The organism is Bacillus daqingensis, assembly GCF_042654445.1.
GTDB classification, from domain to species: domain Bacteria; phylum Bacillota; class Bacilli; order Bacillales; family Salisediminibacteriaceae; genus Alkalicoccus; species Alkalicoccus luteus.
On record NZ_JBHSGK010000021.1, the window covers coordinates 345,615 to 359,788 of the forward strand.

The window sequence follows — 14,174 nt, forward strand, 5'->3', positions numbered from 1 at the left end:
ACTTCTTTATCTGCGTTATAATGAAGTGTTGGATTTATGATCGTAGAAAGAAGGGAACAAACCATGACAGCTTCACGTAAAACGTTTGCTATTATCTCACACCCGGATGCCGGTAAAACGACGCTTACTGAGAAGGTACTGCTTCTTGGAGGCGGAATCCGCAGTGCGGGTACTGTAAAAGGAAAGAAAACTGGAAAATATGCGACTTCAGACTGGATGGAAATAGAGAAACAGCGTGGAATTTCCGTTACTTCCAGCGTGATGCAGCTTGATTATGAAGGCACGCAAATTAATATTCTCGATACACCTGGCCACCAGGATTTCAGTGAAGACACGTATCGGACATTGACAGCAGTTGATACGGCTGTCATGGTAATCGACAGCGTCAAAGGGATCGAAGCACAGACCCTGAAGCTGTTTAAAGTGTGCCGCATGAGAGGCATTCCAATTCTGACGTTTATCAACAAGCTCGACCGCGAAGGAAAAGAGCCGCTTGATCTGCTCGAAGAAATTGAAGAAACACTCGATATGGAAACGTATCCGATGAACTGGCCGATCGGTACAGGAAAGCGCCTCAAGGGCATTTACAGTTTATCCGGTGATAACGTGGAAGTGTTTGATGAGAACGAGCGTCGTATCCTGCCGCTTTCTGACGCCGATATGCTTGAGGATTACGAGAAAGAAACGCTGGAGGAGGAAACGATGCTGCTGCAGGAGGCTGGAAATGCTTTTTCCGCAGAAAAAGTAAAACGCGGTGAAATGACACCCGTATTCTTCGGATCGGCCCTCGCTAACTTTGGGGTGCAGTCGTTCCTTGATCACTTCGTGGAGCTGGCTGCTGATCCCCAGCCTCGAAAAGCGGATGGCGAGTATATTCAGCCGGATTCAGATCAGTTTTCCGGATTTATTTTCAAGATCCAGGCTAATATGAATCCGAACCACCGGGACCGCATTGCTTTTCTGCGTGTCTGCTCCGGCTCATTTGCACGCGGCATGGAGGTGAAGTTATCCCGCTCCAACAAAAAAATGAAGCTGAATCAGTCCCACTCCTTTTTCGCCTCGGACCGCGAGACTGTTGATAAAGCGATGCCCGGTGATATTGTCGGTTTATACGACTCTGGAAACTTTCAGGTTGGCGATACGCTTTGCACCGGACAGGCTCTTCAATATGAAGAGATGCCGCAGTTTCCGCCTGAGAAATTCGCAAAGGTAACGGCGAAAAACGCCTTGAAGCACAAGCAGTATCACAAAGGCATGGAACAGCTAGTCCAGGAGGGTACCATTCAGCTTTATAAAACGCCTTATTTTGAAGATTACATTATCGGCGCTGTTGGTGAACTTCAGTTCCAGGTGTTTGAATATCGTATGAAAAACGAGTATAACGTAGACATTGAGTTTCATCACATGACGCATGAGCTGGCCCGCTGGGTCGTCAAGGGAGATATCGGAGACGGAATGACGGACAGCCGCAAAATGCTCGTAGAAGATCAGCAGAAGCGACCTGTTCTGCTCTTTGAAAACGACTTTGCCCTGCGCTGGTTTCAAGATAAATATCCTGATGTTACGCTCGCCACTGGATGGGAAGTTATGGAATAACTCGTCACAAGCTCCGCTTTATGCGGGGCTTTTTTCTGCTTTCTGAACTGCTGTGATCTGCACAAAAAAACAACCCGCATCTACTTGGATACAGGCTGAGCACGTTGAATCGTATACTTTTTTTTCCCGGAGCCACTGCAATCCCTGCACGTCACAATTCGCGTCACCAGCCAGAGTTTCTGCTTCGTTTTCCCCTTTCCTTTGCATTCCCTGCAAATGTACATGATCGCCACCTGTACCCCTCCTCTACTTATGACCCATTGTACGATATTTATCTGAATATTTCCACAAATTGAACTGTATTTCTCCGTTGATTTTCTTACAACCCTCTTTTTTGCTGCGCTATTGTCGTTTCTCTTACTCTGTAGAAGGGAATACACGCAGTAATGGCTTCGATAAGAGAGCCTTTTGTGTGAAAGGAGCGAACGATGTGCAGGACGTTTATGAACAGTTTAAAGAAGTCATTCTAGCCATTCTCCCGCTCGCTGCCGTCATCATCATTTTGCAGTATACGGTCATTGGACTTCCTCCCGAATTGTTTTTTCGGTTCATTGCCGGGGTCGTGATGGTCGGACTGGGGTTGTTTTTATTCCTTGTCGGGGTACATATTGGCCTGCTCCCGATTGGAGAAATGATCGGGTCAGCTCTTCCAAAAACAAATAAGATTTGGTTGATCCTGCTTACTGGTTTTATCCTCGGCGTCGTCGTAACCATTGCTGAACCGGATGTGCGAGTTCTGTCTTCTCAGGTAGATGATGTATCAGGAGGAGAAATTGCAAACCTCACGCTTGTCTATTCCGTTGCGTTAGGAGTTGGCTTTTTTGTTATGATGGCGATGGTAAGAACCGTATTTAACATTCCTTTGAAGTATTTGCTTGTAGGGGGCTATACGGCTGTCGGCATTCTCGCCTTCTTTACACCTCCCACTTTTCTTCCTATTTCATTTGATGCTGGAGGCGTGACAACTGGTCCGATGACCGTTCCGTTTATTCTGGCACTTGGTGTTGGAGTTGCATCCGTTTTACGTGGAAAATCCTCTTCAAGTGAAGGATTTGGTCTCGTGGCCCTCGCATCAATTGGCCCCATATTAGCTGTAATGGTTCTGGGGGTGATGTACGGATGATCGGAATTCTGTTTGAAGATATTGGACACGTTATATACGAGGTAGCGTTCGCAGTCATTCCGCTGCTCATCTTCTTTTTTGTGTTTCAATTCTTTTTTTAAAGCTTGATAAAAAGCGGATTCGGGATATCTTGGTTGGACTCGTCCTGACATTTGCCGGTCTTGTCTTATTTCTTCAAGGTGTGGAAGTAGGCTTTTTCCCCGCGGGAGAAGCAATCGGTGAAATTTTAGGAGAACGCGACAACACGCTGGTTTTACTGCCTGCTCTCGGCTTTTTGTTCGGGCTTGTCGCCACCTTTGCAGAACCTGCGATACGCATTTTAAATTACGAAGTGGAAAAAGTGACTGCTGGCTCCATTTCTAAAAATGTCATGCTGATCACGCTGTCTATAGGAGTTGGGGTTTCTATTGCCCTTTCCATGTTCCGGATCGTTATTGGGTTTCCACTCTGGTATTTAATCCTTCCAGGCTACCTGCTGGCTTTTGCACTCGTTTTTATATCAAGCGATCGATTTATATCCATCGCCTTTGATGCAGGAGGTGTGGCAACTGGACCAATGACCGTAACGTTCATCATGGCAATAGCTGTCGGCGTTGCAAGTGTCACCGAAGGCCGGGATCCGCTCATGGATGGATTTGGAATGATTGCGCTTGTTGCATTAACTCCAATTTTGGCTGTCCTTATACTAGGTCTGCTGTTTAAATGGAAGGAGAGTAGCAGTTCATGAATACCATGCGAAAAGACCATAAATTACTCGTTACCATCGTAAAGCGCGGTAAAGCTTCCAGAGTAACGAAAGCCGCTAAAGCAGCCGGTGCTGAAGGCGGCACCACTTTACTCGGAGAAGGTGTCGGCATTCACGAAAAAAGGCAATTTTTCGGACTGGATGCGCTGCATGAAAAAGAAATTGTGCTGACGCTGATCCCCGAGGATATTCTTGCAGATGTTGTGCATGCGATCACGTTAAAAGCGAAGCTGAATGAACCTGGCCACGGGGTCGGCTTTCTTCTTGACGTCCGTCGAACACTCGGTATCGCCCATCTTGGCTATGAGGATGAAGAAAAGGAGCTGGATGATATGACAGATGATATTAAACATAAAGGATTCAATCTGATCATTACGATTGTCAATAAAGGTGACGCCGGAAAAGTAATCGATGCCTCCAACCGGGGCGGAGCCGAAGGCGGAACAGTAATGAACGGCCGCGGCAGCGGCATACATGAGAAAGCAAAGCTGTTTTCTCTTCAAATTGAACCTGAAAAGGATGTCGTGCTCACCCTAATCAAAAAAGAGATGACGAAACAGGTGCTTGATGCCATTAACGAAGATGTTCATATCAATGAGCCTGGTAAAGGTATCGCCTTTATACTTCCTGTTGAAGAAACGGTCGGGATCCACCACTTGATGCAGCATGAATCGGATTCGGAATAACTTATATTCTCCATCACATCAGCAAAGAGGCCCCCTTCCATAACAGGAAGGCAGGCCTCTTTTTTAGTACAGCTCCTCAACTTACTGAATCGAAATATGACGATGATGAAATGAGAAGCATTCTTTCATTCGATTAACGTTCAGCAAACGATCCAGCTCCTGGCTTCGTTTTACAGCTTCTGCAGAGGAAAAGCCGTATTTCATCGCAGCTTTAATCATTTCCTCGCGCTTCAGCTCTAATTCATCTTGCCTGGAAAAGCGTTTCTGCCCCATAATCTCTTCACCTTTTTCAACCAATATCGTTAGTAAACATCCAGCTGTCTGCTATTCTACCATATTTTAGCGGATGACGCTGGCTCATAAACCGCACTTAACGAATTTACAAATTTCAGGACAAAAGAAGGAATCATTGCTTTTTCTCTCCATCTATTCTCCTGATAAGCCTTTGCATGAGCGATAAAAAAGGAAAAACATCATCATGCTTTTGACCCCGCCGCTTTTTGACGGCTTTTTTCTAAACACTTCCGTTCGAAAAAACAGGACATCGGTCGGATGCCGGTGCCCTGTTTCCATCGGATTGTATTCGTTGTTAAATATCTTCAAGCCTTTTCAAAACCTGAGCCTTCAATTCACGGAGCTTCTCATCCGCTTCATCAGCTGATTCGCCTCTTACGCCGAAATAACACTTAATCTTCGGCTCCGTGCCAGATGGACGCAGACAGTACCAGGATCCATCTCTGTGAAAAATCTTCAGCACGTTGGAAGACGGCAGATCGATGACTTCATCGGTCCGGTCATCCATATACACGCGTGTTCCGCGCTGATAGTCTTCCACGAAATCAGTTTCTTCCGGAAGGTTTCCTTGGAGTACATCGTCGCGGAAAACGTTCATAATGCGCTGAATTTTTTCCGCCCCTTCTTTCCCTTTAAAGGTGAAGGATGCAAGATCCTCATAAAAGTAGCCGAATTCCTTATAGATCTCCTGCAAGCCATCATAAAGCGTCATGCCTTTTGATTTATAGTAGGCAGCCATTTCAGCAGCAGCAAGTCCAGGCTGTATAGCATCCTTATCACGTGCAAACGGCTCGATTAAATAGCCATAGCTTTCTTCATATCCGAATAAAAACGTATGCTCGCCTGTTTGGTCATAGTCCCGGATTTTCTCACCAATAAATTTAAAACCAGTTAACACGTCCAATGCTGTTACATCATAGGCATCCGCAATCACACGCCCCAGCTCTGACGTTACGATTGTTTTGATCATGACGCCATTATCCGGCAGCGTGCCCGCCTCTTTCTTTTTCATCAGCAAATAATGGAGGAGGAGCGCTCCCGTCTGATTGCCGCTTAAAACCGTAAAGTCCCCGGCTTTATTTTTAACAACGAGGCCGATGCGGTCGGCATCCGGGTCAGTTGCAATCAGAAGGTCGGCATCCACCTCTTCACCGAGCTTCATAGCAAGCTCAAAGGCGTCTGCCTCTTCCGGATTCGGAGAGCGAACTGTAGAAAACTCGGTATCAGGCACCGCCTGCTCCTTCACCGTATGCACGTTTGTAAAGCCGGCATCTTTCAATCCTCTTTCCATAGGCACAGTTGCCGTTCCGTGAAGCGGCGTGAAGACGATTTTAAGGTTCTTTTCCCAAGTTCGAATGAGCTCGCGGTCGGTTATGACTGCTTGCAGCTCTTTCGCATATGCTTCATCAAGCTCATCAAGCACCCATTCCAGCAGACCTTCCTCTTCAAGCTGAGCGGAAGGCTTCGTTTCCACCTCGAGCTCATTTTCGACTGCATTTACCATTGCAATCAGACGATCGGCGTCATCCGGAATCAGCTGGGCACCGTCGTCACCGTAAACTTTAAAGCCATTGTATTCCGGCGGGTTATGACTTGCTGTAATCATCGCACCGGAATGCGTATTCAAGTATCGGACAGCATAGGAGAGCTGCGGAGTAGGCCGCAATTCGCGGAATACATAGGTTTTGATCCCGTTTGCTCCGAGCGTGCACGCTGCTTCAAGTGCAAACTCTTTAGACATCCTCCGGTTGTCATACGCAATGACGACACCTTTGCGCTTTGCTTCTTCTCCTTCAGCAGCGATAAAATCAGCCAGTCCCTGAACGGCTTTTCGAACCGTGTAGATGTTCATGCGATTCGTTCCTGGTCCAATTTCTCCGCGCATTCCGCCGGTTCCAAATTCAAGCGTCTTATAAAAGCTGTCTTCCAGAATCGTCTGGTTGCTTTCATGCGACCGAAGTTCAGCTGCTAAAGCCGGGTCTAAATCCGTTTTTGTACTCCACTTTGAATATTGATCTCTCCAATTCATGCATCATCACCCTCCAGAGCTGGTATATACCTTTAGTTATACGCATCTTATAAGCACTAGTAAAGGGAAACCTGTTAATTTTTCTCTTTTGCAGGCACTGGATTGCGTGCATAGTAGATTTCTTCTTCTAAAACAGAAATGTGATAATCCAGCTCTTCTTCTGTCCAGTTGAATCGGACGGCCATATATTTCAGTACATTATCCTTATACCGCTGTACGAAATCAATATTGAAAAAGAGGGCTGCCGTTCGACGGTTGAAGAAATCGATTGGGGAATAAACCATTTCTTCTTCGATACCGTACACAAGTGAAGCAAATACACCGGCAGGCAGTCCGTAGATCTTCGCCTCTTCCCCCTGAAGCTCAAGAATTTCAAATACTCTCATGACGTTGGATCCGTAAAGATTAGACAATCGTTCTGCTTCGGCGACACTTAGTCCGAGCTTTACGCCTTCTTCAACCGCTTTTTGAATGAAGCTTTCCAACTGATCGGAACCTCCAACATCGCCCCCGGAAAGCTTCATTTTATCTGTTGTGCACTTTTTGCGGGAGCCTTCCTGCTTAGCAACGTAATCGACAATCCGCTCCGCCATTTTGCGGTAGCCAGTCAGCTTCCCGCCGGCAATAGAAATCAGACCAGATTCCGAGATAAATGTTTCATCTTTACGAGAAATCTCAGATGCACTCTTTCCTTCTTCATGAATCAGCGGCCTAAGACCTGTCCAGCTCGATTCTACGTCTTCGCGAGTAATGCTGACATCCGGGAACGTATAATTCGCTGCTCGGATCAAGTAGTCCAAATCCGCATCCGTCATGCGAGGCGACGCAATGTCTCCGATATAATGCGTATCCGTCGTTCCGATATACGTTTTACCGGCTCTCGGGATCGCAAATACCATCCGCTTATCATCCGTATCAAAGTAAACAGCCTGCTTGAGCGGGAAGCGGGACTGGTCTACAACAATGTGAACCCCTTTTGTAAGATACAGGTATTTCCCCTGCTTTGATTTATCTTTTTCGCGCATGTCATCGACCCATGGTCCTGCAGCATTTACTACATACTTTGCACGAATGTCGTGATGCACACCGGTTCGGAGATCTGTCACTCGTGCACCGACTACTTTACCATTCTCATACAGCAGGTTTTCGGCTTTCGTATAATTCACTGCATTAGCACCGCGGTGTACCGCTTCTTTAATCGTTTCCAGTGTTAAGCGGGCATCGTCTGTTTTATATTCAACGTAATAGCCTCCGCCTTTTAAATGATCTTCACGAAGCAGCGGTTCTTTAGCCAGTGTTTTCTCCTTGTTCAGCATTTGGCGCCGCTCGTGCTTGCGGACGCCTGCAAGCGTGTCATACGTTTTCAACCCGACAGAGGTAGCAAGCTTGCCGTAGGTACCGCCCTTAACGATAGGAAGCAGCATCCATTCAGGCTTCGTCACGTGAGGAGCATTTTCATAGACAATGGCCCGCTCCTGGCCTGTTTCTTTTACAATTTTAAACTCAAGCTGCTTTAAATACCGCAGCCCGCCGTGCACGAGCTTTGTAGACCGGCTTGAGGTACCGGCAGCGAAGTCCTGCATCTCTACCAGCCCTGTTTTAAATCCTCTCGATACTGCATCCAGTGCAATACCAGCTCCGGTGATTCCCCCTCCGATCACGAGTACGTCCATTTCTTTTCTGCTCATGTTCTGCAGGTATGTCTCACGCTGCAGTGCTGAAAATGGTTTTGCCATAAAAAAACACCCTTTCCATTGAATGAAAGGAAAAGAAACAAAAAGAGACCACAACAATGGAAGCGCTTCTATTCTGCTTCTTTGCTGTGGTCTCTCCGTATCTCCAGACCTTTATATTAATTTAAGACCATTATAGCACAAATTTACAATTTGTAAAACTAATTGCGCTTAAAGGCCATCGTCGCATGAACAGCTGTTTTCCAGCCGTCGTAAAGGTCTTTGCGCTCTTCTTCAGCCATATTAGGCGTAAAGCTTCGCTCAACGGACCACTGCTCAATCACTTCCTCTTTATTCTTCCAGAACCCTACTGCGATACCGGCAAGGTAAGCTGCACCAAGCGCCGTCGTTTCCTGAATAACAGGACGCTCCACTTCCGTTCCAAGAATATCTGCCTGGAACTGCATCAGGAAGTTGTTTGCGACAGCTCCGCCGTCTACACGCAGCTTCTTCAGATCGATGCCGGAATCAGCGTTCATCGCGTCCAGTACGTCTCTTGTCTGATACGTCAATGATTCAAGCGTCGCCCGGATAAAGTGTTCTTTCTCCGTTCCTCTCGTGATTCCGAAGACTGCACCGCGTACGTCGCTGTCCCAGTAAGGTGTACCTAGTCCTACAAAGGCAGGAACAACATAGACACCGTCTGTTGATTCAACACGTTCTGCGTAAGCTTCCGTTTCCTTGGCATCCTTGAACATTCGTAAGCCATCCCGCAGCCATTGAATCGCAGATCCTGCTACAAAAATACTTCCTTCCAAGGCATACGTAACTTTGCCGTCAAGCCCCCAGGCGAGTGTAGTCAGCAGGCCGTGTTCTGATTTAACCGGCTTCTCCCCTGTATTCATGAGCATAAAGCACCCGGTTCCGTAAGTGTTTTTAGCCATACCGGTTTCAAAACACGTTTGTCCAAACAAAGCTGCCTGCTGGTCGCCGGCTGCGCCTGCAATCGGCACCTCTTCTCCAAAGAAGTGGTAGTCAACCGTATTGGCATATACCTCGGAGGAAGGTCGAACTTCCGGCAGCATTGATTCCGGCACGCCCAGAATATCCAGCAGCTCTTTGTCCCATTCAAGGTCGTAAATGTTGTACATCAACGTTCTTGAAGCGTTGGAGTAATCAGTGACGTGTGCTTTTCCGCCGGACAACTTCCAGATCAGCCATGTGTCGATCGTTCCAAAAAGAAGGTCTCCGTTCTCTGCTTTTTCTCTTGCTCCATCCACGTTGTCGAGGAGCCACTTCACTTTTGTGCCAGAAAAGTACGCATCGATCAGAAGTCCCGTTTTATCACGGAATTTATCGGCATGTCCTGCCTCACGCAGCTCCTGGCAGATGCCGTCGGTCTGACGGGACTGCCAGACGAGCGCGTGATAAATTGGTCGACCTGTGTTTTTATCCCATACAACCGTTGTCTCACGCTGGTTCGTAATCCCAATAGCTGCAATATCGCTTGCAGGCACATTTTGATTATTTAGCACTTCTGCCATAACGCTCAGGATGGAGGACCATATTTCATTTGCGTTATGCTCCACCCAGCCCGGCTTAGGAAAATACTGCTTGAATTCTTTCTGAGCGACATCGACGATTTCTCCCGCCTTATTAAAAAGAATGGCTCTGGAGCTCGTCGTGCCCTGGTCGAGTGCAAGTACGTAGTTTTTTGTCATGGATATATTTCCCCCTTATGTTTTTATATGGCTGCTATGCCTTTTTACCCTGAGGCGGGTTGTGGAAAACCTGCTTTTCTGTGTGCATTTTGATATGACGCTTTTCAAGCATGAAAGTCAGTACCGTTACAGCTGCGAACAATGCAACAAACACCCAAAGAAGCGGATGAATAACCCCTTCAAACACTGCTGCATAGAACAAGGCACCAAGACCGCCGCCGATGATTGGTCCAGCTACCGGCACCCAGGCATACCACCACTCAGATGACCCTTTCCCTTTTATCGGAAGCAGCGCGTGTGCGATACGCGGGCCAAGGTCACGGGCTGGGTTAATCGCATAGCCGGTCGTTCCGCCGAGCGATAAACCGATAGCCACAATCAGAAAGCCGACAATAAGCGGATTCAACCCTTCAGTGAAGGCGTTTGCACCAATGAACAGAATACCAAGCACGAGAATGAACGTTCCAAATGCCTCGCTGAAAAAGTTGGATGGTGTGTGTCGAACAGCCGGGCTCGTTGAAAAGACGGCCAGTTTGAGTCCCTGCTCTTCTGTTTTGTTAAAGTGCGCGACATACTGCAGATAAATAAGGGACGCACCAATAAAGGCTCCAATCAGCTGTGCAATAATGTAGCCCGGCACCTGTGCCCATGGAAACTCTCCAATAGTAGCAAGTCCGACTGTTACGGCCGGATTAATGTGTGCCCCGCTGATATCACCGACTGCATAGATGGCCAATGCAACACCAAGACCCCACCCTGCCGTGATAACGATCCACCCGCCTGCATTTGATTTCGTTTCACGGAGCACTACCCCCGCTACGACTCCGGCACCAAAAATAATCAGAATCATCGTGCCTAAAAGCTCTCCCCAAAACGGTGTCATGATTTACTCCTCCTCATTTTGTAAGATTTGGAAACAAAAAAGAGACCAACAAAAATTTGACTCAGTGTGCATACATTACTGAGCAAATATTCATTGGTCTCCTAAGTCTCCATGAATAAACTATTAACTTGCTTTCATTAAACCATGCTATGAAAGCGTTGTCAACGTATTTTTAATTTTCTGTGATTTTCCACAGCTTGCGATTTGAAGTTGTGACGGCTACTGCTCCTGCTGCCAAGGCCGCTTCCACCTCGCTGCGGCTGCGGATAAGGCCTCCTGCAATAATTGGAACTCCAGTTTCTCTGTGAACCTCTTCAATAAATTGCGGAATCAGTCCGGGCAGAATTTCCACGCAGTCCGGCTGAATCGTTCTCATCATTTGATAGCTGGACTCAAGCGCCAGGGAATCAAGGAGAAACAGTCGCTGAATTGTTATCAATCCAGCTTTTTTAGCAGTAATCAGCACGTTTTTGCGGGTCGAAATTAAACCGTCCGGACGGATGTCCTGTGACAAAAACTGAGCTGCAAATTCATCATTTTTCAGTCCCTGAACGAGATCGGCGTGAAGCAGCACCTTTTTTCCTTCTTTTTTAATCATACGTACCAGGCTCTTAAGCTGGCCGATATGCGTGTTAAGCAGGACAATATAGTCACTGTCAGCGTCGAGGGCCCGGTCCACATCCTTCAAATCCCGTATAGCCGGAAGCACCTGTGCACCATTAAACATCCAATTACCCCCTTCTGTTCCGCTCATTTTATCTCTTTTCAGTCTGCAGTGCCACCTTTTTTAAAACGGAAGACTGTTTTTTCGTGAAAAACCTCTCCTGGCTGCACAAGGAGGTCTTCTGCTTTCCCCGGGACATGCTGGGTTTCGATACAGACCGCTCCATGCTTCATAAAGCGGCGTTCTTCCCCTGGTTTCCCGGTCAGTTTGTTGCCTGTATAAATGACGACCGCCGGCGCTGATGTTTCAACCGTCATCTGCATGCCTGATGCGGGATCTTCCAGCAAAATAGGTCCTGTTTGGTCCAGTTCAAATGGGTGGTCAATGCCGCCTGCAGCAGAAAGCTGTTCATGTTCCATATCGAGCGCATCGCCAATTCGCTGACCTTGTTGGAAGTCAAACGGTCCTTCAGCTGTCATTTTTTTAACGGGAAGGCTCTCTGCATCGATGCTCCAATAGGTGCCCGCAGGAAGGGTCAGTCGATGATCGCGGATATCTGCGCTGCCGAAATTGAAATAGGAATGATGCGTCATGTTTACTGGAGTAGCTTTGTCCGAAGATGCTTCATACGAAATGTGAAGGGCATCTGCTTCAACGCGATAGCTCACCTTTACTTTCAGGTTCCCCGGAAAGCCGCCCTCTCCATCCGGGCTCGCAGTCGTGAAAATAAGCTCATTCTCTCCTTCTTCCACCTCGAAAAAATGAGAGGAAAAACCGTTGAAACCGCCATGAAGATTATTATTGCCGTCGTTTTTATCCAGTTCGGCGGCGGCGCCTCCTGTTGAAACGGATGCCCCCGGAATTCGGCCTGCGGTCCTTCCAATCAGCGCCCCGATGTAATCCGGGTTTGTGCTGTATGTAAATGGATCCTGGTAGCTCAATACCAGGTTGCGGCTTCCATCTGCGTAAATGCCTGTAATAACGCCTCCGTAGTTTAATGCCGTCACTTGAAGTCCGTCTGGATGTCCAATGGTATAGGCAAACACGTCTTTTCCTTCAATGGTTGCAACTGCCTGTTTCATGTCGTTCATCTCCTTTTATTTCTTCTGGACAGACGAAGAAGGCTTCTGACGGTAACATCAGAAGCCCCGTCTTTACTGGAAAAACTGCTGGGTAGGAAAGCGATTATTCATTATCTGTCAGGTCGTCTCATTCTTTAAATGCTGCTCTACCCGGTATAAATCGTGGCGCCGATCCTTCCATTGAGTCACGTTGCCGGATTTTCTGGACCGTCTTAACAGCTCTAGATCAACGTCACCGACAACGACCGTTTCAATGTTCGGATGACATTCCCCGACTATTCCATCGCGAGGAAATGCAAAGTCAGACGGCGTAAAGATTCCGGATTGTGCATATTGAATATCCATGTTCTCCACATGTGTCAGGTTTCCAACTGTCCCAGTAATCATCGTGTAAACCTGGTTTTCAACAGCTCGCGCCTGTGAACAGTAGCGGACCCTTAGATATCCCTGCCTGTCGTCGGTACAAAACGGTGTAAAAATGATATTGGCTCCTTTTTCCGTGGCAATTCTTCCGAGCTCCGGAAATTCAATATCGTAACAGATCTGAATCGCAATTTTGCCGCAGTCTGTGTCAAATACTTCTACACTGTCTCCGCCCTGAATTCCCCAGAAACGTCGTTCATTTGGGGTAATGTGAATTTTATACTGCTTTTCAATCGTTCCATCGCGCCGGAACAGGTAGGCGATATTATATATGCCGCCTTCTTCTTCGACGAAGTGGGAACCACCGATAATATTGACATTGTACTTAATAGCCAGATCTGTAAACAGATTAATGTAATCCTCTGTAAAGTCAGTCAGCCTCCGAATGGCACGGCTTGGACTCTTCTCTTCGATAAAGGATAGCAGCTGTGTCGTAAATATTTCAGGAAACACAACGAAATCGGACTGGTAGCTCGCGCCGACATCTGCATAATATTCGCATTGCTGAGCAAATTCATCAAATGAATCAATTTTCTTCATCATGTATTGAATCGCACAGATTCGCACTGGGAAAGCTGTTTTGAAGTGACGTTTCGTCGTAGGACGATAGTCAACATTGTTCCATTCCATCAGTGTCGCATATTTCATGGATGCAGCGTCATCCTCCAAATAATTACGGTTCACCCGCTTTAACGTAAACCCGTTCATCACTTGAAATGTCAAAACAGGATCAAACACGTTGTGGTTCATTACCTCTTCCACATACTGGCGCGGGGACATTTCTTCCGAGTAGCGTCTATAGTTCGGAATGCGTCCGCCGATAATAATCGACTTCAGGTTCATTTCTCTGGCCAGCTCTTTTCTGGCTTCATAGAGGCGTCGCCCAATTTTCATCCGGCGGTAGTCGGGGTGAACCGCTACTTCAATGCCGTAAAGGTTATAGCCTTCAGAATCATGGTTCGTAATGTACCCCTCATCGGTGATTTCATCCCACGTGTGCTGATCATCATATTCATCAAAATTAATGATCAGACTTGAGCAAGAGCCAATAATTTCTCCATCAAGCTCTACGCAAAACTGACCTTCAGGGAATATTTCCAAATGGCTGATCAGCTGCTGGCGTTTCCACGGATCCATATTCGGGAAACAGAGCTTGCCGAGCTCCACAATTTCATCTATATCTTCGTACCGGATCGTACGAATAATAATTTTCTTTTCAAATTTGGACATGTCCAATGTTGACAACGCATTCACC

General features: G+C 47.1%; 12 protein-coding genes. 4 read left to right on the forward strand and 8 right to left on the reverse strand.

Annotated features, from left to right (window positions below; genetic code table 11):
* Positions 1-63: 63 nt before the first annotated feature.
* The 4 genes from ACFO4L_RS17275 to ACFO4L_RS17290 all read left to right on the forward strand — a co-directional run bounded on the left by ACFO4L_RS17275 (position 64) and on the right by ACFO4L_RS17290 (position 4,150).
* Positions 64-1,596, forward strand: coding sequence for a peptide chain release factor 3 (locus ACFO4L_RS17275; RefSeq protein ID WP_377910911.1), 1,533 nt, complete (start codon positions 64-66; stop codon positions 1,594-1,596).
* A gap of 430 nt (positions 1,597-2,026) precedes the next feature.
* The gene (locus ACFO4L_RS17280) at positions 2,027-2,719 is read left to right on the forward strand and encodes a DUF1538 domain-containing protein (RefSeq protein WP_377910912.1); all 693 of its coding nucleotides are present in this window, start codon (positions 2,027-2,029) and stop codon (positions 2,717-2,719) included.
* Between the two features lie 130 nt (positions 2,720-2,849).
* Positions 2,850-3,446: a DUF1538 domain-containing protein gene (locus ACFO4L_RS17285; RefSeq protein ID WP_377910913.1), complete on the forward strand. Its 597-nt coding sequence runs from the start codon at positions 2,850-2,852 to the stop codon at positions 3,444-3,446.
* Positions 3,443-4,150: a P-II family nitrogen regulator gene (locus tag ACFO4L_RS17290; RefSeq protein ID WP_377910914.1), complete on the forward strand. Its 708-nt coding sequence runs from the start codon at positions 3,443-3,445 to the stop codon at positions 4,148-4,150. The genes ACFO4L_RS17285 and ACFO4L_RS17290 overlap by 4 nt, the downstream gene beginning before the upstream one ends.
* A gap of 81 nt (positions 4,151-4,231) precedes the next feature.
* Here ACFO4L_RS17290 and ACFO4L_RS17295 read toward each other — a convergent pair whose 3' ends face one another.
* From ACFO4L_RS17295 to ACFO4L_RS17330, 8 genes are all read right to left on the reverse strand, one after another.
* Positions 4,232-4,423 carry an aspartyl-phosphate phosphatase Spo0E family protein gene (locus ACFO4L_RS17295; RefSeq protein WP_377910915.1) on the reverse strand — a complete coding sequence of 64 codons (192 nt, stop codon included), beginning with the start codon at positions 4,421-4,423 and terminating at the stop codon, positions 4,232-4,234.
* A 316-nt stretch (positions 4,424-4,739) separates the two neighbouring features.
* Positions 4,740-6,473 (reverse strand): phospho-sugar mutase, encoded by a 1,734-nt coding sequence (locus ACFO4L_RS17300; RefSeq protein ID WP_377910916.1) that lies wholly within the window; start codon positions 6,471-6,473, stop codon positions 4,740-4,742.
* A gap of 74 nt (positions 6,474-6,547) precedes the next feature.
* On the reverse strand, positions 6,548-8,209 hold the full coding sequence (locus ACFO4L_RS17305) for a glycerol-3-phosphate dehydrogenase/oxidase (protein WP_377910917.1): 1,662 nt from the start codon (positions 8,207-8,209) through the stop codon (positions 6,548-6,550).
* A 158-nt stretch (positions 8,210-8,367) separates the two neighbouring features.
* Positions 8,368-9,867: a glycerol kinase GlpK gene (gene glpK, locus ACFO4L_RS17310; RefSeq protein WP_377910918.1), complete on the reverse strand. Its 1,500-nt coding sequence runs from the start codon at positions 9,865-9,867 to the stop codon at positions 8,368-8,370.
* Between the two features lie 34 nt (positions 9,868-9,901).
* Entirely contained in the window at positions 9,902-10,750 is an 849-nt protein-coding gene (locus ACFO4L_RS17315; protein ID WP_377910919.1) for an MIP/aquaporin family protein, read from the reverse strand.
* 172 nt (positions 10,751-10,922) lie between these two features.
* Positions 10,923-11,477 carry a glycerol-3-phosphate responsive antiterminator gene (locus ACFO4L_RS17320; protein WP_377910920.1) on the reverse strand — a complete coding sequence of 185 codons (555 nt, stop codon included), beginning with the start codon at positions 11,475-11,477 and terminating at the stop codon, positions 10,923-10,925.
* 38 nt (positions 11,478-11,515) lie between these two features.
* Positions 11,516-12,496, reverse strand: coding sequence for an aldose epimerase family protein (locus ACFO4L_RS17325; RefSeq protein WP_377910921.1), 981 nt, complete (start codon positions 12,494-12,496; stop codon positions 11,516-11,518).
* Positions 12,497-12,613: 117 nt separating this feature from the next.
* A complete protein-coding gene (locus tag ACFO4L_RS17330; RefSeq protein ID WP_377910959.1) occupies positions 12,614-14,149 on the reverse strand; it encodes a GNAT family N-acetyltransferase in 1,536 nt (511 codons plus the stop codon).
* Positions 14,150-14,174: the final 25 nt, after the last annotated feature.

Excerpts from the sequence above, each read along its gene's own strand:
- ACFO4L_RS17275 (WP_377910911.1), top strand. The coding sequence starts at position 64 with ATGACAGCTTCACGTAAAACGTTTGCTATTATCTCACACCCGGATGCC.
- ACFO4L_RS17290 (WP_377910914.1), top strand. The coding sequence starts at position 3,443 with ATGAATACCATGCGAAAAGACCATAAATTACTCGTTACCATCGTAAAG.
- ACFO4L_RS17295 (WP_377910915.1), bottom strand. The coding sequence starts at position 4,423 with ATGGGGCAGAAACGCTTTTCCAGGCAAGATGAATTAGAGCTGAAGCGC.
- ACFO4L_RS17300 (WP_377910916.1), bottom strand. The coding sequence starts at position 6,473 with ATGAATTGGAGAGATCAATATTCAAAGTGGAGTACAAAAACGGATTTA.
- ACFO4L_RS17305 (WP_377910917.1), bottom strand. The coding sequence starts at position 8,209 with ATGGCAAAACCATTTTCAGCACTGCAGCGTGAGACATACCTGCAGAAC.
- glpK (WP_377910918.1), bottom strand. The coding sequence starts at position 9,867 with ATGACAAAAAACTACGTACTTGCACTCGACCAGGGCACGACGAGCTCC.
- ACFO4L_RS17315 (WP_377910919.1), bottom strand. The coding sequence starts at position 10,750 with ATGACACCGTTTTGGGGAGAGCTTTTAGGCACGATGATTCTGATTATT.
- ACFO4L_RS17320 (WP_377910920.1), bottom strand. The coding sequence starts at position 11,477 with ATGTTTAATGGTGCACAGGTGCTTCCGGCTATACGGGATTTGAAGGAT.
- ACFO4L_RS17325 (WP_377910921.1), bottom strand. The coding sequence starts at position 12,496 with ATGAAACAGGCAGTTGCAACCATTGAAGGAAAAGACGTGTTTGCCTAT.
- ACFO4L_RS17330 (WP_377910959.1), bottom strand. The coding sequence starts at position 14,149 with ATGTCCAAATTTGAAAAGAAAATTATTATTCGTACGATCCGGTACGAA.